Below are 18,391 nucleotides of genomic sequence, written 5' to 3'. Positions count from 1 at the left end.
GTCCCAAGTGCTGGCATGGATCGACGAGCAGACCTGCTATTCGGACCTGCACAAGCCAACCCCGTCGAACTTGCTGTATTTCGCACGCACCAGGGGGAATGCCAACCTGACGGACATCGATGAACGCCGGTGGGTGCTGTCCCATACCCCGGCCGGATACGAGTTGAAGTGCCTGGACTAACGGCTTCCCCGCCTGAGCCTGCCAGGTAAAACAGGCCCGATACCCTTGGCAGTTCGTCACGGCTCTGCCAGGGGGCATCGGAGAGAGATTTGAATCGCGGTACCAGCTCGTTCTCCCATGCAGCCCGGAAAATTAGTTCGCCCTGCAGGGCGTAATGGAGCCCCTATGGCATTCGAATATGTGCGCCAGCACTACCAAGTCCCAGCATGCGTTGGCCGGCGCGTTACCGCTTACGGTGAACCAGGCACGATCATGGCGGACCGCGGCCATTACATCGGCGTGGTTTTGGATAGCGACCCGAAGAAGCGGATTCGGAATTACCACCCCACGGACGAGATGGTGTACGGGGAAGTTACGAATGACCTCCCCCTCCGCCAGTTTGAAGTCCTGATCTGGGGGAGGAATTGGTGGGATTCTGCACGGCAAACCATGCAAGTTTGGGCTGCCAACCATGCCCAGGCCAAATACAAGGCGTACCAGGAACTGGATGACTGTTTCGAGGACGCAACTGCGATGTTCGGCTTCAAAGCCCGGCTGGCCCATGCAAGTCAACGCGCGCGAATGCGAGGCCGCAGGGCTTGATCCGAAGGAGGTCCGCAGGATAGCTGCCGGTCTGAGCCGTTATGCCCGCGAGGCTGCAGCTCTGGGGTTGGAGATCTTCGGCGGTTCAGGAACAGGTGACCTTCGTACCGAAGCAGACGCCCGACGCGCAGGACTGATTCTGGCACGCCTGGATGGATCGTTTAATGGTGGTGACGGTGCATCGGATTACGACGAGGACGGACTTCTCCGGGGCGAAAGCTGAGTACCGCGCGCCAATCAGAGGACATGTGCATGAGTGATGCAGCAAAGACCTTACTCCACCACGTGACTGGCTGGCGCTTTAGCGGATGCGCCGATGAGGCGACCCGAGGCTACGCATTCCACGCAGCACGTGCTTGGGCACAGGCGATCATCGCCGGAACCGAATAACGAACCGCTCTGTTCAGGAGCAACCAGAGAGAGAACCGATATGGAACAGCTGACTATCGATGGGAAGCCGGTCGAGAAGACCATCAGCCTTCGTTGCTTCCAGGTTGACGACCATGACTACTACGCCGCAGCTGATGAGGCCGAAGCCCGCCGCCTGCACTGCGACCTCAACGAGATCGAATCTTCGGATGTCGACAGCTGCGCCGAGGTTGTCGGCGAGCTGCTCGACAAACCCTGGCAGGAAGAAGACCAGCCGGGCGTCGTTGTAGGTACGCTACGTCAATGGCTTGCCGAGGCCAAGGAACCTGGCTGGCTGGCCGGTACCGAGTAAGGCGCCGGTCATGACCACCGAAACCCATCGGGACTATCCCCCACTGGAATGCCCTCTGTGCGAGCGACTGACGAAGCCGCGCAGCCTGAAAAAGGATGGCAGCGTCACCTACAGCTGCCCGCCTGACCATGTGAACCACGGCCAGCGATACACCTGGCGAATCGCAGAAGGCGGTGAACTGGTCGAGAAGCGGTAACGCCCTCCTCTGCCGTGGGCAGAGGAGATTCACCCCGGATGTTTCGGAAAGCACATTGACCTCCATAGCGAGGCGCGGCGCAAGACCGCCAAACAGCGCGCTCCCCCATACACCCAGAACCTTGAGGCACAGAATGAAGATCGATGATTTCCATTGCAAAGGCTGCAACCAGTGGAAAGACGTATTCCAGAAAGGCTCCCAGAAGGGTTACTGCCTGGTTTGCAAGCCGCGCAAAGAAAACAAGGCAAACGGTCGGTAGGCCATCCTTTCAGTCAGGAGATAGAGACATGACGGCATGGCCCGATCCTGCGAGAGCAGTTACAGCCTGGAATCAGCACCATGAGGTCGGCGTTCAAGTGGAGTACCGTTCCCGGAAAGACGCGGAGCCGGTGGGCACGGTAACCACCGCCCAGGCCGAGGTCCTCCAGGGCCACACTGCCGTGGTATGGCTGGAAGGTGTTTCCGGCTGCGTATCGATCGGCCACTGCACGCCGGTGTAACCCAACCCAGCCGCTGGATAGCTCTCCGCCGCGGCCACTGTCAGAGGTAAAGAGTCGTGGTCAATATCCCGAACGCCGAATACGCTAACCTCGTCGCTCAACGCGATGCTGCTACCAGCGCATTGGAAGCCCTGCAGAAGAGTTTCTGCCTGGAGGAGGTTGGTGATGACACCTCCGAGCAAGCTGCTGCGAAGCGGCAGGCCCGGGCGGTACTGAAAGAGTACAGCACCGCGCCGGAAGAGCCGCACCCGGCTGCCCTGGCTCTGGTCGAGCAAGCTCGCACCTGATCCCACGAACCCGAGGTTAGGAATCCATGAGCAAGCTGTTCAATGCCGAAAAGGTCTTGTGGCTCGCAGCCCAAGAGAAGCCCCTGCATGTATCCCCTAAGGAAGCCGCATGCTTCAGTGACCTGGACGGAATCGTCGAGGAGCGACTCGCCGCCGGCCATTTGGAAAAATGCGGCTCGGACGACTCGGGGGACTACTACCGCTGCACCAGGGCCGGCCTGATCGACCTCTACAAAATGAAGATCGCTTGGCGGAAGAAGAACGGCAAGTCGATCGAAAAGGAAATGGCCAAACTCAACGAACTGCTGGCCAGCGCCAGCTGATCCAACCTGTTCCATCGCCCGCGCCTGCCGGGTCCCCGCCGCAGGCCCGCTACCCCCTCGGGGGTATCGGAGAGTGCGATAACCAGCGTAAGCCGGCCACTCTCCAATACCCCTCACCTCAACCAGGCTGTTCAGGAGCAGATCCATGGCTGTGCCGATTGATTCTATTCAGGTTGGCCGCGTCTTCGAATTCCCAGGCGGCGCACGCCGTGTCGTGAAGCTTTCCCCGCCGCTCGGTACCGGGTTCAACGTGGAGTGGGAGTACGCCGATGGTCAGAAGCGCCAGGGCAAGCACGGCGGTACCCAGTGGGTGCATTACTTCCGGAGGTCTGCGAAACGGGAACTGGTGGTAGACGGCCCCGGCGGTCAAACCCGTGCACTGCGAACTTCCGAAGTTGTTCCTGTCCTGGACGCACCGATCGACGTCTCCATCCATACGACCTGCCCTAGAAAATGGGCCTTCGTGGACCTGGAGACGGGTGAGGTCTGGAAGCACGACGGACAGACGTTCATCCGCGCTTCCACTGATGAGGTAAAATCGGTGACCCGTGCGCTTGGAAGCTGCTGAAAGCTGCCACGTCAGTTCAAATAATTAGAGACGAATCATGCGCAGCATATTCTCAAACCCAATCTTCGAGCTTGTCATTGCCGGCATCGTCATTGCTGCGCTTGCCTCAGGCAGCATGTACATCTGCGCCAACCTGTTCGAAGAGTTCTATCTCCTCGCCCTCAAAAAGGGAGATACGGCATTGGTTGAACGAATCCAGCTCCAGATGGTGTTCGGTGCAGTTTTCAATCTGGTCGTTGTCTATTTTCTGCACAAACTCTACTCGGCCCTATTCCTTAGTGGGGCCAGGCTCAACGGGATGTCTGCCAACAGGGAGCCGATCATCCGATCAGCTCTCAACAAGGTGATGTTTGGCTCCTGCATCTTCGGCATGGCCTCTGTTCTGTCGGTCTTTACTCTGAAGTTCTGGAGGTAATCGCCTTGCGCTGGCAGCTGATTGAAGCAGTAGTTTTGGACAAGCCAGCAGAGGGCGATTCGTGCAACGGGTGCGGTCTCTGCTGTATCGCTCAGGTATGTGACCTCGGTGTCGCGCTTGGTGACGATCGGAACTGCCGTGCATTGATCCAGAATGCGGACAACACCTTTTCCTGCGGCCTGGTGCTCGACCCTTACCGCTACTTGGACGCTGATGCCGTTAAGCCCTGGCGGATCATCGATGAGATGAGCGGGAGCAATGCTGGCGAGGAGGCGCTGAAGAAGATGAACGCCGAGGGCCTCGGCGCGGGGCGAGGCTGCGATACCGATGATGAAGAGGCATCGAAGATCATCGAGGAGGCTCATGCAAACTGGCAGTTGAACCTTCCTTTGCATTGATGCCCTTGTGGCACCCGCCCTCCCCGGTATGGTTGGAATAGGGAGGATCGGAGAGCGGCCTGACCGGAACCCAGTAGCACCGTCCGCGGACACGGCCCCAGGGATGAGGCTGGGATAGCGCAAGATGCGCCCTCGCAGCGGCGGCAGAGAGCGCTGGCAGGTGTCAGCAGGCTGCTCTCCAATCCTCCCCCGATAGCCAGCCCCATACTGGTGACAGTTCATTTCATGCAATCAGGGCCCAATATATGGCACAGAGCCTCGACGAATTCATCGAAGAGATGAAGAAGGACCTGGAGTCCTTCGCCTCGGAATACCGCAAGTCCCACGCGGAAAACCCGGAGCACTTCCCGCTTGTTCTCGACGACAACAACGACGGGCTATGGCTGGAGTTTCTGGTGGACCATGCCACCAAGGATCGTGGTTAGACACATTCCGGCAGCTACTGGTGGCACGCGACAGCTCCAGTAGGATAGACCCATCAACTCAACCATTGGATGGAATAGAAAATGATCGTGAAGGTATCCCTCACCGCCGACGAACTCGCTGACATGGACATGACTGAGCAACAGTTTCATGACCACGTAGTGGCAGCCTTGGATGACGCGCAACCCGATCTGCCCGGGTTCAATGTCGAAGTAGAAATCCAGGACTGACCTATGGCCGCCAAGCAGGAGAAGTCGATCGCTTTCGAAGCAGGCCGCCAGGCCTACCACTGCGGAGTTCCGCTTGAGCAGAGCGCACTCCGCAAACTGCGCATCGGCAGTTCCCAGTACGAAGATTATGTTGACGGCTACGATAGCGCGAAGGCAGCGACCTCAAAGCGCCAGCAGTAATTCTCGGCGACCGCTTAGTAAAAGGCCCCTCAAAATTGAGGGGCCTTTGCGTTATGAAGCCATGCTCCCTTTCAAATTTCGCATGCGAAACTGCCAATAGGGCTCCGAGGCCTCAATTTCACTCCAAATATTAAGAGCAGGGATAGTGGCACTCCCTCTGGGCCGTGACTATGGCAGCATCTTCTGCCATGGAACACACCACATGAAAACGCTGGATCTTCAAGGCAATCTGCTCAACCTGTACGTGGCCCTGGCAATGGGAGGCTTCGACGAGTCCTCTGGCAGCTGGGCACCCTTCGACTATTGGGAAGGCACAATCCGATATCGGGATCAGGAGTTCAGTCCCCTCACCGACATCGCCACAATTTGGCCTGAGGTACTGCGTCTCCGACTTTCGACTCACTGCGACCATGATGGGCTCTGGTCAATATCCTTACCTGGGCAGTCCCCTTCCGCGATCGGGGCTGCTGATCAACCGGCCGGTGAATCCCAAGCTTTCCGCGTCGCAGACCCTATTCACGGATACTGCCTGGCCATCGTTTGGAATCAGTTCGGTCCCGAGGTTCCGGACGTATTTGAGTCGTCATGGGCAGGCTGTGTCCCTCTGGAGCACTACAATGTTCCGCTCGACACCTCGGTGGACTTTGACGGGGTTGTGCAGCCTCTGCAGGTTCAGAAAGCAGCGGAGATACTGCGCACATCGCCCCTAGATGCCAGCCAGGCCGGCCCGCTGATGCAAGCCGCTTTCTTCCTCGGAGTCCAAGTTGTCCAGATCAAACCCCAGGAGCCTGGGCGTCGCTGGTCGATCCAGGTGGGCAACAGGGCTGATAGTCAGATCCTGGCTTCAGCTCTCACCGCTGCTGGTATTGCTGCAGAAGCCGCCTCTCACCACGCCTTCCATGCGGTGTACTTCGAGTACGGGCAAGACTAGGACACTGGTCTCAAGTGCAAAGACCTACGCCAGCAAAAAGCCCCTGCTTTGCAGGGGCTTTCTTCGCCGTTACTAGGATTCAAACCAACGGATCTGATGCCGGCGGATCAGCAAAGAGACTGGGCTGCTCTTCAACAGACATGCCTTCCGAAACTTGGAAGTGAATCCCGTCGTAGATAGCCTGAGCCTTCTTCGGACCTATCCCCTTCACCGCGCACAGCTGCTCCACCGACGCATTGATCACCGCATGTACGGAACGGAAGTGCTCGAGGAGTTTGCGCGCGGCAACTGGGCCACAACCATTCAAACCCTCCAAGGTGAATAAAGACTGGCCAACGCCGGCGGGCACCTTACCTTTGCGAGTGGCAGGCACGTAGTCGAGTCCTTCCTGCTCGTGCTTGGCTAGCCGGTAGATCATTCCGGCCGCACGCCTGGGGGCCTTGTACCAGAGCACTGTCTGTTGGAGCACGACTGCCAGGTAACTCAGTGCTCCATCCAGTGCGTCAGGATGAATCTGGGCCCTGGTGGAATAGACGTCGCCTTCAATCAGCCAGATTCGGCGCTTGAAATTCATCATCATCTTGCTGGATTGGTTGATGAATCTGCCATCGGTAACGCTCATGCAGAAGTCTATGGCGGTTTTCCGCTCCAGCACTAGATCGGCGCTCAGGACGTAGTCCCCAACCTCCAGGTTCACGATTTCAACCTCTGCGCCCATCTCGCGCAGGGCATCGGGAATACGTGAAGGGACTTCCCGGGCGTCCACAAAGATCTTGACCATTGCCTTTCCTGACCGAATTTGGGGATCGACCTCAATATAACGGGTGACTCAGCTCTGACCACGTCGAAACACTGCCCTGGAGAGCAGGCCATTCAAGGCGATAAGCAGTTGTCTGGCAGGCTCGATATTTCTCAGGGTAGGGGTGGCGGCACACTCTCATCACTGTAAAGATCGCTTCATCAACCAAATACGCGCTGTGGAGATCTCCATGAACACCCTGACTTCCCCTGTAGAACAACTGGCCAATCTCGGCTACGACCTGGTCAATGGTGCCATGCGCTTTGAGGCCGCGATGTCGATGGGCGCCTCGATCATTGTCCGTGACGAAAATGGGAATGACCTGCAGATCAGCTGCAACGAAGGCAAGCTGGTTGTGGGCGCTGCCGTGGCAAAGCAAGGGCTGACCGTACCCGCCATGATGGTACGCCGCAATGATCGGCAACCCTGCGACAGCAAAGGTGGGATGAGCGTGACTCCGGCTCATGTCGCCAAGAAACCCAATGTGCCGGCGGCCATGCTGCGCCTGCTGGCACGCAGCCAAAAGTAATCCGGTCTAGGTCTAGAACCGGCCTGGCCAAACCCAGCATTCGGAGACAAAACATGCACATCAGCATTTTCCATTCGGTACAGGCACCCCTGGATGGCCACCGCTTCGCCTATGGAACCCTGGCAGAGGACTACCAGGGCGACGACGTGATCGCCAAAGTCGTGTTCTTCAACGGTACCGCCCAGATTGCTGGCCGGTGCAACGTGAACATCAACAAGGGCCAGATGCCCAGTTCCGAGGACATCATCAAGGCATACGTTGGCCGGCAATTCACCTTGCTGGACAACCATGCGATCGTCGACGAGTTGCAGACAGCCTTGAAAGCTGAGTCGAAGAAGCGCGCACAGGGTGTAGCGCACATCAATCTCGCAGTTCTCGCCGGCGAGGTGCTGCACTGGCGACAGCTTGGCTGCCTCCCTGAGAGCGGCAAGTTCAGAGATTTGGCCCGCATCTGCGCGGAATATGCCAGTAGTGGCTCTGAGTACCAGGAAGCCGAGCGCCTCGTTGAAATCGAAGCGTTAAAGCATGCCCAGTCGGCTCGGTAAATCGTAGAGGCCCTCAATGCTCGTTGACGATGATGATCTGTCGCTTGACCGGATGGACGACAATCCTTCGGAAATCGACGCTGACGAAGAAGCCCTTGATGCCCAGGACGATGAACTGGCATCCACATGGACGGATACCGAGGATTAATTGATGGCTCGGAAAGTAGAGAAAGCGCGCCGGATTGAGGTGAGTGCAGGCTCGGCAGAATTGGTTTGTGTTCCCTCCGACAATTTCGATTTCAACGTGAAGGCCTGCGCAGATGCGGTCGCGGCGTTTAAGAGAATCGATCCCACCCTGGCATTCAAGGATTGGGAGGAAGGCACCACCGGATACAGCATTGAGCGGGCACTCGCTGATGCTGCCCGGCGCTGCCGTGTAGTCACGGAGCGTGAAGGAGAAACCAGCTCTCGGCGTGCCGCGCGCCTTAAAGTGTTCCGGCCGGGACAAGAAGACCTGGAGTGTGTGAAAGCCTCGGACTACGACAAGGTGGTAAAGGCTTGTACCGCGGCGGCCAAGATTCTGGCTCGTCTGGACCCTGACCTGAATTTCAGGGACTGGCAGGATGGTTCTGGCCGCATCATCGAGAAGGTCCTCGCCCCTGCCGCACGTAAGTGCAAAGCAGTGGCAGACGCAGAAGCCCTCTGATCTCCATTTTGGAAACTGAACTCATGGATGCGAACCTCAATCTCAAAGCGGCCCTGGCGGTCGCACTCAAGACGGCCGAGACTCAGCGCGCCACAGTACCTGCCTTGCCTGAAGGCTGGATTCAGGCTGCAAGCCAAGCATTCGTTGCTGATGACAGCCAGGCAATCGAAGCTGCAGCCTTGACCATCATCGATGCGCATTCTGGATACGCTGCCAGCTGGGACAAGCGCCCCTGGCTTGCTGACCTGCGCACCGCGGCGACGGAGCCACTCGCGCGGCGGCTGGCGAAACGCCTGGTTGCCGAGGAAGGCCATGAGCGCGCGCTGCATGCCTACATGCGCCGCACAGGTGCTGATGAGCCTCGAGCTCGCAGCGTACTGGCGAGCTTCTGATCCTCGTACCTGGTGGCACAGTCTGGCCGGCAGTACAAATTCGACATGGCTACCTACCAGAACAGAGGTCTAACGATGATCAACGAAACCACCTATGCAGGGATCAGCGTTCCCAAAAGCCTGATGGAACAGTGCAAGGCGCTTATCGCCAACGGAAAGGTGATTGACGCTATCAAGGCTTTCCGTGCTTAGACGGGGTGCAGCCTTCAGAATGCGCGCCGCGCCCTCGAGCTTTGAGCAAGGATCAGCTGCATCATGCGCCCTCAACAGAAAACTGTCCTGGGAAGTCACCCGACCAGCCTGCCGCCACCCAGTGATGACGAACTGGCCGACATGAAGGCCAGCGGCTACTTCTTGGACACCAAGAGATTCCCTTGCGGGCGCGTCGCCGGCGTTATCAAGTTCATGTTCACCTACGCCATCGTGGCCGACGTCACCGTAACGAGCTATTCAAGGCGTTGGTGCTATTCCGACCTGATGGCTACCCTCTGCGCCCTAGAGGACTGGGATGACTACGAGACCAGGCCCGAAGGTTGGCATCGAGAGACTCATTCTGGAGAGCGCCGGAGCGCTGACGGGAAGGTCGAGTTCTACTAAGAACGATGGTTGTGGCACCGTTCGACCAGCAAGATCATGGGCGCAGCGTTCCAATCCGCTGTCAAAACAAAAAATCACAAGGAGACTCACATGGAAACCAGGCTCTGGACTGTTGCCCGCTTCCCTGTTGGTAGTTGGACCACAGGTGGAAGGCCAGAGGATTCTGACTACGAATTCAGCGAGGTGTACCAGATCCCGGCGGAGAGCCGGGAGAAGGCCACCAAGAAGGCTCAGGCAGTTCGCTCCCGGCTTAAGAAGAAGGGCCTTCCCTTCCCGACCCAAAAACAACCTTACCGCGAAGATTTCAAGTAGCGGCAGACTGCAGGAAGGAGTTGAGCATGATGGAAGAGTTCAACGGTCGGCCATTGACCGACGAGCTACGCCGGTTGGCCAGGAAAAGCATCGGCGACTGTCAGACCGTCATGGTCCTGGCCGCCGACGCAATCCAGAATCGCACGCCGGCAGACTTCAAAGGCAGACCTCTCCACCTGGCCCTCGGCAGCTTGGCCCATCGGAATATGGGGGATGCCAAGACGGCGATGTTGGTCGCGGCCGATGTACTTGAAGCCAGGCTTACCCAGCCATGACATCTTTCATTGCCGCCGGCGTACGTTAGCCACTCGCAGTTAGGTAGTGGTGGTCGTATCCTCGATGGCTCCATCCCTCAGGAGCCATCATGGAAAGGGAACACTTCCTCGCCCAGCCAGATGTCGAACAATTTGTCCGCTGGCTGACCAACCACCTACCCACTCTCCAAGTACACCTCAAGTGCCTTCCCAGTCAGTTCGTTCCCAGGGGGCTAGATGTGCAAGTTCAAGGCATCGAAGCCGTACAGGGCCAATACCAATGGAAGGGCAAATGGGCAACAGTCAAAGTCCGGCTGGATGCTCTTCGGGAAGACCTCAGATCGGCAGTACAGGCCGAAGACCAGGACGATACGTTCAGCGCCTGTGCCGCCATTCTCGATTGGGGGAATGTGCCGTCTTCGAAGGGCTTTCTCCTGGAACTCAGCCAGAATGGCCAATTGGTCAAGTACCTGACCGACCGGCAACCCCTTTTGAGCCCTGCAGGCACTCAGAAGCTTTCAGATCTCACCAAACAACGGTTCAGCAGATTCAACTCGGGCCTGACTAAAGTCCATGCGCTTTTGGATACGGATGGTTCCCCCATCTATGACGGAAGAGTCGGGGCGGCGATCGCTATGCTCTACCACCTGTATAGGGGTTCGTCAGAGGCTCGGGCCGCCGGCCAGGCTTCGCACCGGATGTTCGGCTGGGGACCGGGGCTCGACGATCCAGAATCTGACAGGATTCGACAGATCCGCAATCCCGCAATGCTCGGGCGCGGTTACAACGGGACTCCCCAGCTCCTCTACCAAAGCCCTCACATTTGGGCGCAGCGCCAGCTGATCCTGGGCTGGATCATGCGAGCCGTGCTCGAGCGGACTACCTTGTTCAAAGGTGAGGACAGTTCCCTGGCTCACCGGTGCCATGCCTTCGAAGCAGGGCTCTTCATGATGGGCTATGACCTTCGCGCGCTGATCCCTGGGGGGTGGTCGATACCTGACCCGAAAAAGAAGGTCTATCGTCGCCGCAGGGATGCTGGCACACCTCTGGTAGCCTGACGATATGACTTGTCCGAACTACTAGATCAGGATCATCAAATGGAATTCCACGAAGTTGTCCGTCTCGTCAGCACCGTTTCCACGCATGCAGCCAAGGTGCTGTCGGAGGCACTGGCCAAACCCCGTGCCGGCGATTGGCTGGCGCTGGTCGACGATGAGGCCCTGCAAGCGCACTCCGCGATGGAGCAAGCCTTGCGGGAGGTGCGCGAATTGAAGCGCAAAGTGAGTGAAGACGCTCCGGAAGAGGCTTACGACTTCCTGAGCCGCTGCGACAACACCTTCGAATACTCGCTGGCCACCATCACTCCTCGCCGTGGAGATGAACCGGCGGAGGCTCATGCTGGCCGTGCAGGATCAGCTAACCGGCAGTTGACCTACCTGGTGAAGCTGGCTGGCGTTTACATCACGGCATGGGATGAGAATGACGCACAGATGCGCGACTACTTCGAAAGTGGTTGCCTCTGCATCCTGAAGGACAAGACCCTGCAGAAAGCGCCAGCCGAAATGTCCAACGAAGACGCAGTGAAGCTCTACATGGACAATTGCAAATGCAGCCGGCACCCGGAGCATGGTCTCCGGAAGGGTTAACCCTACTCGCCTTCCCCAACGCTGCCCTCGTTGCGTTGGTCGCCCAGTACCTGCTGGGCGACCTGCTCGATGAACTCGAACACCTCCTCAGGCACCGTGTACTGGAACTGCTTTCGCCGGTTTTTCGAAACGATCCCCTGGTTGGTCAGGCACATCATTACCAGCTGTGCCAACTCACTGCCGCGAACATCAAATCGCTCGTCTACGGCCCTATAGACAGCGTCAAAGCACTCCAAGAACGCAGTTTCCTCCCTTAGCTCAACCTCCAATGCATGTCTGGCCATTACCATAGTGAAGGTCACGCAAGGCGTAGCATCCCAGAAGCGGTATACCGCCGGGTGCCCGCGGAACTGGAAGGCTAGTTGGCCATAGTCGATCCACTGCACATCCCAGAAGTCTCGTACCGGGCGCGAGAACGTCTGTAGCGCTTCCAGGTACATGCGCTCTTCTCGCTTCATGGCCACGGACACAGGCAGCAGTAGACCATTCTCCAGCGCGCCGGCACGGCAAAGCGCTTGGTGGATGAGGAAACGAGAAAGCCGGCCATTGCCGTCCATGAATGGATGCAGGAATACGAAACCGAAGGAGATGATTCCCGCGGCAACAAGTGGATCGATCTGCATGGGGGCCTCGTTGGCAAACCCCATCAGGCTCTCCATCAGTTCCCTGCAGAGCTCAGGTGGCGGCGGCACATATGTCACCCCTGCAGCACCTTGAAGAGCGCCAGCGAGGTGGTTCTGTTCATGCCGGAAGGCAGCGGCAAGATCGTAAGGATTTGCGACTGTCGCGTTTTGGAGCCCAACCAGGTATTCCTCAGTCAGCGGTTGGCGCTCATGGGCCTGGCGCAGCAGTTGGATAAAGCGCCGTGACTTGTCTTCCGTTGGAGCCTCACGCTCGATCGCGAAACTGTCCTTCGTCTCGCTCAGGTAGGCCCAGTTGATGGCGCGATCCATCATTCCCGGCGGAAGAGACTCCATGAAAGCTTTCGCGCGGCCAAGAATATCGTGCTCGAGCAGCTCGGTTATGGCAGGCGTCCGCTCCACGGTGGCGCAGTAGGTGAGATCGCCAAGGCCATTGAATTCAACTCGCCACTTCGAGTTCCGATTGCCCGGCCTTGTGATGTAGCGCTCCGGATCGAACAAGTGGACGAAGGGCCCGCGGACGGGGGAATGCTGGGCCAGTTGCTCGCCGGTGAAGGCTTCTCTCAAGAAGCTGGCCTTTCTGATATAGATCCCGTTGGGTGCGGCCTGTAGCGCCCGCTCAAACTCTTCAACCGGAATCCGCGGGAGCGTTTGTGCGAGAATCGAAAGGTTGATGCCCTCATGCTTTAGGGCAAACAGCACATTCCCCAGTATGTCCTCCGGGGCTGGTGCGATGGCAGGCGGTACGGCCAGGGTTTGGCCGATGCGCTCAAGACGAGTCACAGGCTGTACAATGGCTGGAAGACTTAGTGGTACAGCCGAGAGCGCCAGCCGCTCGTGAAGAAGTGCGTATCCTGCTGCCTGCATCCTGGAATTCCTTACATTTCCACCCTGGTTCCCAAGTTTTTCTTCACTCGGCCAAGAAAATCTTTAGTTCTGGGGAGTATGCCGATTTTTTCTTTACCTGCCAGCTTCAATCCGAAACAGGGGTAACGAAAATCTTACCCTCCGTCGCTTCTGCCACATCCCTCACCCGCTGACGATATGCCTCATCAACCACGAATGAGGTTTTCATCATGCAACTGCGCAACACCACCGACCAAGACATCCACCTGTCCGCCGATCAGCTCGAGCAGAAATACAGCCCCGCCGGCGGCGGCCAACACCCGACGTTCACCCGTGAAGACTGGCGCAACGCCGTCGTAGCAGACGACACCACCAGCGGCTACTGGTCCTGGGTAAATGGCCAGATCCAGTCGCTCCTTGATGACTCCCTTCTCGAGCCCAGCGCCAGCAAGGTGGTTGAACCCTCCATGGACCTGGTGGCTGACGAGAAAGGCGTCCGCCAACTGCACTTCGTAGCAACCATCCATGGCAGCGTGGACGTGAACGATGGCAAACCAGGTAGCCCGAGCGTCACCGAGAGCGAACTCGGTCGCCAGATCAGCGATTCCATCAACACCATGATCGGCAATGGTGGCCTGACCGGGGACACTCCGGCCGTCGTCGACAGCAAATCGGTCAGCATCTGCGTCGCCGAGGTGCTCCATACCTCCCAGCAGACCATCTCCATGCTTCGTGAACAGGGCTACGCCGTTGTGCTGTTCAACAAAGACGAACTGGGCAATGCCAGTGCATCTGCACTTCAAAACCGCCTCATCGAATTGGCCTCCGACGAGATCCAGTACCTGCAACCTGCAGAGTGATTTTCAGCGCCCTGACTTGGAGTGAGCCCTGGCAGCCCGGATGGTTTACTCGCTCGACCTTGTGAATTTGCGGAGTTGAATGGATATGACCGAACAAGCCCTCATGGCAACCGAAGCCCTTCCGACCCAGACCTACCGCGATCCCCGCGATGGGAAAGTCATCTGGAGCAACAATGGAGAGGCCTGGCACAACGAAACCCTGGCCGAAGTCCTCAAGCGCAACGACCACCTGCTGGTGGGTTCCACCGTCTTCCGCGGCGAAATGCAGTATCCCGATCCTGCAGACTACGTCCCCGACGTCGATGACGTCCTCATTCACATGCAAGAAGAGGCAGAGGGAAGTGACTGCGGCGAATGGGTGGAGGACTACCCGGAGCCTTCTGATGAAGCGAAAGCCGAGCTGAAGGCTCTGCTTGAACCGATCAAAGCTTGGGCGCGCCTGCATTGCCGTCCCGACTTCGGTCTTGTCGAGAACGTCCAGGAGCACGTTCTTACCCAGGAAGACATCGATCAGGCCATGGAGACCGAGGCGTGAACACCTACATTCCCTCCCAGACTACTCCCAACCGGCTTGGTGCTGATTCCCGCGCTTGGTCTGCTCGGGTTCGAGCAGAGATGCAGGAAATGCTCCAGGAATGGTTCAACTCTGCCACTCAGTGCGAGGAAGCCGACGTCGACCACGAGTTCAATCGTGCCCTGGAGCACCTGATGATTTTCGCGGAGCGCCCCCAGGACCTGGTTGCTGAAGACGCCTCCTACGATCTGGCCACACTCCCACGCTTCGACCAATTTTGCGAAGAAAGTGAAACTGCTCGCTTGTCTGGTGAAGGCGCCTTCATCCGCTATGAACATGCGGCACAACTCGTTCGCGCATTGGAACTCAAGGTCTCCCAGGCTGACTTTAACTACGACAGCGATCGGGCTGCCTGGCAACGTCGGGAAGCCGAACTGCTGGCGCTCCTGGGCTCCCCGACCACTACCCCAATTCACCAGTGTCGAGAGATGCACAACCCGCTTTGGGAAGATTGCACTACTGAAGACGCTGAGAAGGCGCGCGCAGAGGGCCTGGAGGTTCGTACCATGTACTGCCTCCCTGAAGACGCTGTACGGGTGGGGTTGGAGCAGGAGAACCAAGATCTACGCTTGCAGTGTGGCGGCATGGAAATGACCATCGATGAGCTCCGCGGCTCGCTCCGTCAGCTCCAGCACCAGCTGGCCGAGATCTCGACGGACGCAGTTCAAGGCGTTGAACCGGTTGCGAAGTGCGGCCGCGGCCCGGTGGCCTCTTTCTGCCACCTGACGGACTATGGTCGCCAAGTGCTGCCCGAGGGGCGGCATTCTCTCTACCTGGCGGCCCAAGTAAAGAACGGTGTCCTGCTGATCCCCGACAATCTGCTCAGTCACCGACAAAGCTGGCGTGCAGCGTTCGAGCGCCTGATTGAGCTGGAACCAGAAAGCCATCAACCTGATTGTGATGAACGTGGATTCTGGAAGCATGAGTTGAGGGCATTCGACCATATGTACGCCGATCTGGACCGCCTTAAGGCAGCGCACCGCGACAAGGTGTGATGCCTTCTGCTGAATAGCATCGGGCAAGCCTGAACGCCTCACACCGCGCAAACCCAGTGGGGCGCTACCGGCCCCACTCCCCTTCAACCGGCTCAAAGCCCCCGAGTACCTCTCCGTTTCGTATAATCGGAAGTTTGTTGGCCACGTAACCGACACTCTCCCATGCATTTCGATCTCAATTCCCTTGCTGAGCATCAGCACGAAGGCCTCAACGGCACCTTGCAGGTATTCCAACGGGGGAACCGTGCCCAGGTTCACATGGCATGCGGCACGGGCAAGACCCGCTTGGGCCAAGCAGTGGCGTTCGCGACTGCTGCTGATTGTGTCCTGGTACTCCTGCCTTCGCTTTCGCTGATCAGCCAGACACTGGCCGCCTGGATCAGCCTTGGTCAACTCCCTTTGGATCGCATCCTATGCGTCTGCAGCGACCCATCCGTTGCGGAGAGTGAGGATGAGGATGTGGGCATCGTGGACCTGCCGGTAGAGGTCACGACAGATCCATTGGCTATTGGGACGTTTATCGAGCGGCGGTCGACCGGCCCGCTTTATGTCTTCTGCACCTATCACTCAGTTCCCACCCTCGCCGCAGGCCTACCGGTCGGGTTTCTCTTCGACCTGGGAATTTTCGATGAGGCGCATAGGACCGCCGGCTACGTCGACGCTGGCTTCACCTTCGCGCTCCATGACCATTCGACCCTGAAAATTGGAAAACGACTGTTCCTCACCGCGACGCCAAAGCATCTGCCGGAAACCGCGCGAGCAGGCTTCGAGGTCTACTCGATGTGCAACGAAGAGGTGTACGGCCCGGTGGCCTACCACCTTTCGATGCAGGAAGCGATCGCCCGCGGGATCATTTGCGATTTCCAGGTGATCATCACCGTTGTGGGGGACTCAGGGCCCAAGCTACGCGATGCGTACGAAGTTGTGGAGGAAGACTGGGCAGGGGCCAACGCTACAATCCATGCCGTAGAACTGGTCAGGGCGATGCAGCAAGTCGGAGCCCGCAAGGCCTTCACGTTCCACAATTTCATTTCACAGTCGCGCCTGTTCAGTGACACCTTGAACAAGGTGGGAGATCGACTCGCCCCCGGTATTCAGGGTTGGCACGTCGACGGCAGGATGGCCGGTAGCGAACGTCACCTGATCTTGAGGCAGTTCATAGAATGCGACATGGGCGTCGTCTCGAATGCCCGTTGCCTTTCCGAAGGGACCGATGCACCGGTCGTTGATATGGTCGGCTTCCTCGATCCGAAGGAGTCTTCAACCGATATCGTCCAGGCCCTCGGCCGGGCCTTGCGTCGTGCCCCTGGAAAACTGAAAGGGTATGTTCTGCTCCCTGTCCGCTTGAAGCTTGGGCACGGAGAAACCGTCCAACAGGCCCTTGCGCGATCTTCGATGAAGCACATCTGGAGAGTGCTCTCGACGGTGGCCGAGCTGGATGACCGGATAAAGGACGAACTGGTGCAGATCCGCCGGCGGGTTGATCCCGATTCGTGGGGAATTACTCCAGTCAGCTCCCTGCTCGACAAGCTGGAGGTGCACGCCCCGGCCGAACTGCTCGAGGCGGTGAAGGAGTTCATCCAGCACCAACTGGTTGACCGCCTCACAGTGTCTTGGGAAACCTCATTCGGTCATCTGCAACGGTATCTGGAGGAGTTTGGGCATTGCGCCGTGCCTAAGCGGTACGTGACAGCCAATGGCTCCCGTCTTGGGCTCTGGTGCGCCCAGCAGCGGACCCTACACGCTCAAGGAGTTCTGGCAGATGACCGGCGCGTTCAACTCGAAGCGATCGGATTCGATTTCGATCCACACGCCACGTCTTGGGCCGAAGCATTCCAGGAACTGAGGCAGTACAAGAGGAATCAGGGCCATGCAAACGTCCCAGCCGGCCACGTCACTGGGACCGGGCGCAACCTCGGGACCTGGTGCAGCGAACAGCGAAAGGCCTACCGCGCTGGCAGGCTCTCCGATAGTCGCGAGGAGCAGCTCCGGTCTGAAGGATTCGCTTTTGATGTCAACGAAGACCTCTGGGAAGAGAACTTCAAGGCCCTGCAGGCCTTCATCGAGCAGAATGGACACAGCAACGTCCCGGAAACCGTAGAGGGATCTCGGGGCATCAAGCTAGCCGACTGGTTGAGGAACCAGAGAACGCGCCGAATCACTTTGGCAAGAAAGCGGCGGCTCGAAGGGGTGGGAGTCAGCCTGCAGGCTGTAGCTGAATCATCCTGGGAGGATGGTTTTGAAGCCCTCCTTGAATACTTTGAGGACACGTTGAGTCCCAGCCCGCCTCTGGAATACGAGAGCCCCGGTGGGTTTGCGCTAGGCACCTGGGTGAGTTACCAGCGCCAGCGCTATCAAGCCGGAAAGCTGGAGTTGAACCGCGTATCCAGGCTTGAGCGCCTCGGGTTCGTGTTCAACATGGAGTCAGCCGCGTTCGAAGACGGCCTGATGCAACTCCGTCTGTTCCAGTCCACTCATGGCCATTGCGACGTTCCGACCACTTATGTGACCGCGGCCGGCTACAAACTCGGCTCGTGGTGTTCGAACCAACGCACCAGGTTGAAATCCCGGCCCGAAGATCCGCGGGCAAAGGCATTGATTGATCTGGGCTTTAAGATGGACCCGATTGCAGCAGCCTGGGAAAAGCATTTCACCCTAGCCACGGCGTACGTGGCCGAACATGGCTCAATGCCCTCTACCTACCAAGCCTCTTCCGGTGAGAAGGTGGGAGCCTGGCTCTACCGGCAACAGCAAAAGCTGAAGAAGGGCACGTTGCCAGAGGAGCAGGCCAGGCTGCTTGCAGATTCAGGCTTGGCCTGA

The 18,391-nt window shown here is 58.2% G+C and carries 30 protein-coding genes; 28 read left to right on the top strand and 2 right to left on the bottom strand.

The features are described from left to right. Window positions 1–7: 7 nt before the first annotated feature. The 14 genes from LU671_RS04445 (at window position 8) to LU671_RS04380 (ending at window position 5,935) form a co-directional block, all read left to right on the top strand. Complete coding sequence (locus tag LU671_RS04445) at window positions 8–181, top strand: hypothetical protein (protein ID WP_020193474.1); 174 nt, start codon at window positions 8–10, stop codon at window positions 179–181. Window positions 182–346: 165 nt separating this feature from the next. Next, window positions 347–763 (top strand): hypothetical protein, encoded by a 417-nt coding sequence (locus LU671_RS04440; RefSeq protein ID WP_087785318.1) that lies wholly within the window; start codon window positions 347–349, stop codon window positions 761–763. 430 nt (window positions 764–1,193) lie between these two features. Further along, complete coding sequence (locus LU671_RS04435) at window positions 1,194–1,484, top strand: hypothetical protein (protein WP_010792836.1); 291 nt, start codon at window positions 1,194–1,196, stop codon at window positions 1,482–1,484. 10 nt (window positions 1,485–1,494) lie between these two features. Further along, window positions 1,495–1,680: a hypothetical protein gene (locus LU671_RS04430; RefSeq protein ID WP_087785320.1), complete on the top strand. Its 186-nt coding sequence runs from the start codon at window positions 1,495–1,497 to the stop codon at window positions 1,678–1,680. Between the two features lie 356 nt (window positions 1,681–2,036). Then, entirely contained in the window at window positions 2,037–2,180 is a 144-nt protein-coding gene (locus LU671_RS04425) for a hypothetical protein (RefSeq protein ID WP_230849727.1), read from the top strand. 56 nt (window positions 2,181–2,236) lie between these two features. Further along, on the top strand, window positions 2,237–2,467 hold the full coding sequence (locus tag LU671_RS04420; protein ID WP_010792832.1) for a hypothetical protein: 231 nt from the start codon (window positions 2,237–2,239) through the stop codon (window positions 2,465–2,467). Window positions 2,468–2,493: 26 nt separating this feature from the next. Next, on the top strand, window positions 2,494–2,790 hold the full coding sequence (locus LU671_RS04415) for a hypothetical protein (protein ID WP_010792831.1): 297 nt from the start codon (window positions 2,494–2,496) through the stop codon (window positions 2,788–2,790). A 145-nt stretch (window positions 2,791–2,935) separates the two neighbouring features. Next, the gene (locus LU671_RS04410) at window positions 2,936–3,358 is read left to right on the top strand and encodes a hypothetical protein (protein ID WP_010792830.1); all 423 of its coding nucleotides are present in this window, start codon (window positions 2,936–2,938) and stop codon (window positions 3,356–3,358) included. 37 nt (window positions 3,359–3,395) lie between these two features. Continuing rightward, window positions 3,396–3,773 (top strand): hypothetical protein, encoded by a 378-nt coding sequence (locus LU671_RS04405; protein ID WP_010792829.1) that lies wholly within the window; start codon window positions 3,396–3,398, stop codon window positions 3,771–3,773. Between the two features lie 5 nt (window positions 3,774–3,778). Beyond that, window positions 3,779–4,171: a hypothetical protein gene (locus tag LU671_RS04400; RefSeq protein WP_010792828.1), complete on the top strand. Its 393-nt coding sequence runs from the start codon at window positions 3,779–3,781 to the stop codon at window positions 4,169–4,171. 245 nt (window positions 4,172–4,416) lie between these two features. Further along, window positions 4,417–4,596 carry a hypothetical protein gene (locus LU671_RS04395; RefSeq protein WP_010792827.1) on the top strand — a complete coding sequence of 60 codons (180 nt, stop codon included), beginning with the start codon at window positions 4,417–4,419 and terminating at the stop codon, window positions 4,594–4,596. A gap of 81 nt (window positions 4,597–4,677) precedes the next feature. Continuing rightward, a complete protein-coding gene (locus LU671_RS04390) occupies window positions 4,678–4,824 on the top strand; it encodes a hypothetical protein (protein WP_010792826.1) in 147 nt (48 codons plus the stop codon). A gap of 3 nt (window positions 4,825–4,827) precedes the next feature. Next, window positions 4,828–5,004, top strand: a complete 177-nt coding sequence (locus tag LU671_RS04385) for a hypothetical protein (RefSeq protein WP_010792825.1) — start codon at window positions 4,828–4,830, stop codon at window positions 5,002–5,004. A 202-nt stretch (window positions 5,005–5,206) separates the two neighbouring features. Further along, window positions 5,207–5,935: a hypothetical protein gene (locus LU671_RS04380; protein ID WP_042931293.1), complete on the top strand. Its 729-nt coding sequence runs from the start codon at window positions 5,207–5,209 to the stop codon at window positions 5,933–5,935. A gap of 79 nt (window positions 5,936–6,014) precedes the next feature. Here LU671_RS04380 and LU671_RS04375 read toward each other — a convergent pair whose 3' ends face one another. After that, window positions 6,015–6,716, bottom strand: coding sequence for an ERCC4 domain-containing protein (locus LU671_RS04375; protein WP_010792823.1), 702 nt, complete (start codon window positions 6,714–6,716; stop codon window positions 6,015–6,017). A 208-nt stretch (window positions 6,717–6,924) separates the two neighbouring features. Between LU671_RS04375 and LU671_RS04370 the strand changes: the two genes are divergently transcribed. From LU671_RS04370 to LU671_RS04330, 10 genes are all read left to right on the top strand, one after another. After that, the gene (locus LU671_RS04370; RefSeq protein ID WP_010792822.1) at window positions 6,925–7,263 is read left to right on the top strand and encodes a hypothetical protein; all 339 of its coding nucleotides are present in this window, start codon (window positions 6,925–6,927) and stop codon (window positions 7,261–7,263) included. Between the two features lie 53 nt (window positions 7,264–7,316). Next, on the top strand, window positions 7,317–7,808 hold the full coding sequence (locus LU671_RS04365) for a hypothetical protein (protein WP_010792821.1): 492 nt from the start codon (window positions 7,317–7,319) through the stop codon (window positions 7,806–7,808). Between the two features lie 16 nt (window positions 7,809–7,824). Next, window positions 7,825–7,956 (top strand): hypothetical protein, encoded by a 132-nt coding sequence (locus tag LU671_RS29415; RefSeq protein ID WP_010792820.1) that lies wholly within the window; start codon window positions 7,825–7,827, stop codon window positions 7,954–7,956. 3 nt (window positions 7,957–7,959) lie between these two features. Beyond that, complete coding sequence (locus LU671_RS04360) at window positions 7,960–8,454, top strand: hypothetical protein (protein ID WP_010792819.1); 495 nt, start codon at window positions 7,960–7,962, stop codon at window positions 8,452–8,454. A gap of 23 nt (window positions 8,455–8,477) precedes the next feature. Further along, window positions 8,478–8,846: a hypothetical protein gene (locus tag LU671_RS04355; RefSeq protein ID WP_010792818.1), complete on the top strand. Its 369-nt coding sequence runs from the start codon at window positions 8,478–8,480 to the stop codon at window positions 8,844–8,846. Between the two features lie 255 nt (window positions 8,847–9,101). Continuing rightward, window positions 9,102–9,443, top strand: coding sequence for a hypothetical protein (locus tag LU671_RS04350; protein ID WP_010792816.1), 342 nt, complete (start codon window positions 9,102–9,104; stop codon window positions 9,441–9,443). Window positions 9,444–9,533: 90 nt separating this feature from the next. Continuing rightward, window positions 9,534–9,755 carry a hypothetical protein gene (locus LU671_RS04345; protein WP_043313031.1) on the top strand — a complete coding sequence of 74 codons (222 nt, stop codon included), beginning with the start codon at window positions 9,534–9,536 and terminating at the stop codon, window positions 9,753–9,755. A gap of 26 nt (window positions 9,756–9,781) precedes the next feature. Next, complete coding sequence (locus LU671_RS04340) at window positions 9,782–10,030, top strand: hypothetical protein (RefSeq protein WP_043313032.1); 249 nt, start codon at window positions 9,782–9,784, stop codon at window positions 10,028–10,030. An 89-nt stretch (window positions 10,031–10,119) separates the two neighbouring features. Next, on the top strand, window positions 10,120–11,067 hold the full coding sequence (locus LU671_RS04335) for a hypothetical protein (protein ID WP_044060659.1): 948 nt from the start codon (window positions 10,120–10,122) through the stop codon (window positions 11,065–11,067). A gap of 39 nt (window positions 11,068–11,106) precedes the next feature. Next, complete coding sequence (locus LU671_RS04330) at window positions 11,107–11,655, top strand: hypothetical protein (protein ID WP_044060658.1); 549 nt, start codon at window positions 11,107–11,109, stop codon at window positions 11,653–11,655. 2 nt (window positions 11,656–11,657) lie between these two features. Here the strand turns inward: LU671_RS04330 and LU671_RS04325 are convergent, their stop codons facing one another. Then, window positions 11,658–13,163: a Fic family protein gene (locus LU671_RS04325; protein ID WP_044060657.1), complete on the bottom strand. Its 1,506-nt coding sequence runs from the start codon at window positions 13,161–13,163 to the stop codon at window positions 11,658–11,660. Window positions 13,164–13,372: 209 nt separating this feature from the next. Here LU671_RS04325 and LU671_RS04320 point away from each other — a divergent pair, with 209 nt between their 5' ends. The 4 genes from LU671_RS04320 (at window position 13,373) to LU671_RS04305 (ending at window position 18,391) form a co-directional block, all read left to right on the top strand. Next, window positions 13,373–14,002, top strand: coding sequence for a hypothetical protein (locus LU671_RS04320; RefSeq protein WP_043313037.1), 630 nt, complete (start codon window positions 13,373–13,375; stop codon window positions 14,000–14,002). 85 nt (window positions 14,003–14,087) lie between these two features. Continuing rightward, window positions 14,088–14,537 (top strand): hypothetical protein, encoded by a 450-nt coding sequence (locus LU671_RS04315; protein WP_043313118.1) that lies wholly within the window; start codon window positions 14,088–14,090, stop codon window positions 14,535–14,537. Further along, window positions 14,534–15,571 (top strand): hypothetical protein, encoded by a 1,038-nt coding sequence (locus tag LU671_RS04310; RefSeq protein WP_223218633.1) that lies wholly within the window; start codon window positions 14,534–14,536, stop codon window positions 15,569–15,571. The genes LU671_RS04315 and LU671_RS04310 overlap by 4 nt, the downstream gene beginning before the upstream one ends. 162 nt (window positions 15,572–15,733) lie before the next feature. Then, window positions 15,734–18,391, top strand: coding sequence for a DEAD/DEAH box helicase (locus LU671_RS04305; protein WP_043313038.1), 2,658 nt, complete (start codon window positions 15,734–15,736; stop codon window positions 18,389–18,391).

The organism is Pseudomonas sp. NMI760_13 (assembly GCF_021283245.1).
GTDB classification, from domain to species: domain Bacteria; phylum Pseudomonadota; class Gammaproteobacteria; order Pseudomonadales; family Pseudomonadaceae; genus Aquipseudomonas; species Aquipseudomonas peradeniyensis.
Note: the sequence above shows the minus strand (reverse complement) of the source record. Positions and strands in the feature narration are given on the sequence as shown.

Excerpts from the sequence above, each read along its gene's own strand:
- LU671_RS04440 (WP_087785318.1), top strand. The coding sequence starts at position 347 with ATGGCATTCGAATATGTGCGCCAGCACTACCAAGTCCCAGCATGCGTT.
- LU671_RS04435 (WP_010792836.1), top strand. The coding sequence starts at position 1,194 with ATGGAACAGCTGACTATCGATGGGAAGCCGGTCGAGAAGACCATCAGC.
- LU671_RS04430 (WP_087785320.1), top strand. The coding sequence starts at position 1,495 with ATGACCACCGAAACCCATCGGGACTATCCCCCACTGGAATGCCCTCTG.
- LU671_RS04415 (WP_010792831.1), top strand. The coding sequence starts at position 2,494 with ATGAGCAAGCTGTTCAATGCCGAAAAGGTCTTGTGGCTCGCAGCCCAA.
- LU671_RS04410 (WP_010792830.1), top strand. The coding sequence starts at position 2,936 with ATGGCTGTGCCGATTGATTCTATTCAGGTTGGCCGCGTCTTCGAATTC.
- LU671_RS04405 (WP_010792829.1), top strand. The coding sequence starts at position 3,396 with ATGCGCAGCATATTCTCAAACCCAATCTTCGAGCTTGTCATTGCCGGC.
- LU671_RS04395 (WP_010792827.1), top strand. The coding sequence starts at position 4,417 with ATGGCACAGAGCCTCGACGAATTCATCGAAGAGATGAAGAAGGACCTG.
- LU671_RS04390 (WP_010792826.1), top strand. The coding sequence starts at position 4,678 with ATGATCGTGAAGGTATCCCTCACCGCCGACGAACTCGCTGACATGGAC.
- LU671_RS04385 (WP_010792825.1), top strand. The coding sequence starts at position 4,828 with ATGGCCGCCAAGCAGGAGAAGTCGATCGCTTTCGAAGCAGGCCGCCAG.
- LU671_RS04380 (WP_042931293.1), top strand. The coding sequence starts at position 5,207 with ATGAAAACGCTGGATCTTCAAGGCAATCTGCTCAACCTGTACGTGGCC.
- LU671_RS04375 (WP_010792823.1), bottom strand. The coding sequence starts at position 6,716 with ATGGTCAAGATCTTTGTGGACGCCCGGGAAGTCCCTTCACGTATTCCC.
- LU671_RS04370 (WP_010792822.1), top strand. The coding sequence starts at position 6,925 with ATGAACACCCTGACTTCCCCTGTAGAACAACTGGCCAATCTCGGCTAC.
- LU671_RS04365 (WP_010792821.1), top strand. The coding sequence starts at position 7,317 with ATGCACATCAGCATTTTCCATTCGGTACAGGCACCCCTGGATGGCCAC.
- LU671_RS29415 (WP_010792820.1), top strand. The coding sequence starts at position 7,825 with ATGCTCGTTGACGATGATGATCTGTCGCTTGACCGGATGGACGACAAT.
- LU671_RS04360 (WP_010792819.1), top strand. The coding sequence starts at position 7,960 with ATGGCTCGGAAAGTAGAGAAAGCGCGCCGGATTGAGGTGAGTGCAGGC.
- LU671_RS04355 (WP_010792818.1), top strand. The coding sequence starts at position 8,478 with ATGGATGCGAACCTCAATCTCAAAGCGGCCCTGGCGGTCGCACTCAAG.
- LU671_RS04350 (WP_010792816.1), top strand. The coding sequence starts at position 9,102 with ATGCGCCCTCAACAGAAAACTGTCCTGGGAAGTCACCCGACCAGCCTG.
- LU671_RS04345 (WP_043313031.1), top strand. The coding sequence starts at position 9,534 with ATGGAAACCAGGCTCTGGACTGTTGCCCGCTTCCCTGTTGGTAGTTGG.
- LU671_RS04340 (WP_043313032.1), top strand. The coding sequence starts at position 9,782 with ATGATGGAAGAGTTCAACGGTCGGCCATTGACCGACGAGCTACGCCGG.
- LU671_RS04335 (WP_044060659.1), top strand. The coding sequence starts at position 10,120 with ATGGAAAGGGAACACTTCCTCGCCCAGCCAGATGTCGAACAATTTGTC.
- LU671_RS04330 (WP_044060658.1), top strand. The coding sequence starts at position 11,107 with ATGGAATTCCACGAAGTTGTCCGTCTCGTCAGCACCGTTTCCACGCAT.
- LU671_RS04325 (WP_044060657.1), bottom strand. The coding sequence starts at position 13,163 with ATGCAGGCAGCAGGATACGCACTTCTTCACGAGCGGCTGGCGCTCTCG.
- LU671_RS04320 (WP_043313037.1), top strand. The coding sequence starts at position 13,373 with ATGCAACTGCGCAACACCACCGACCAAGACATCCACCTGTCCGCCGAT.
- LU671_RS04315 (WP_043313118.1), top strand. The coding sequence starts at position 14,088 with ATGACCGAACAAGCCCTCATGGCAACCGAAGCCCTTCCGACCCAGACC.
- LU671_RS04305 (WP_043313038.1), top strand. The coding sequence starts at position 15,734 with ATGCATTTCGATCTCAATTCCCTTGCTGAGCATCAGCACGAAGGCCTC.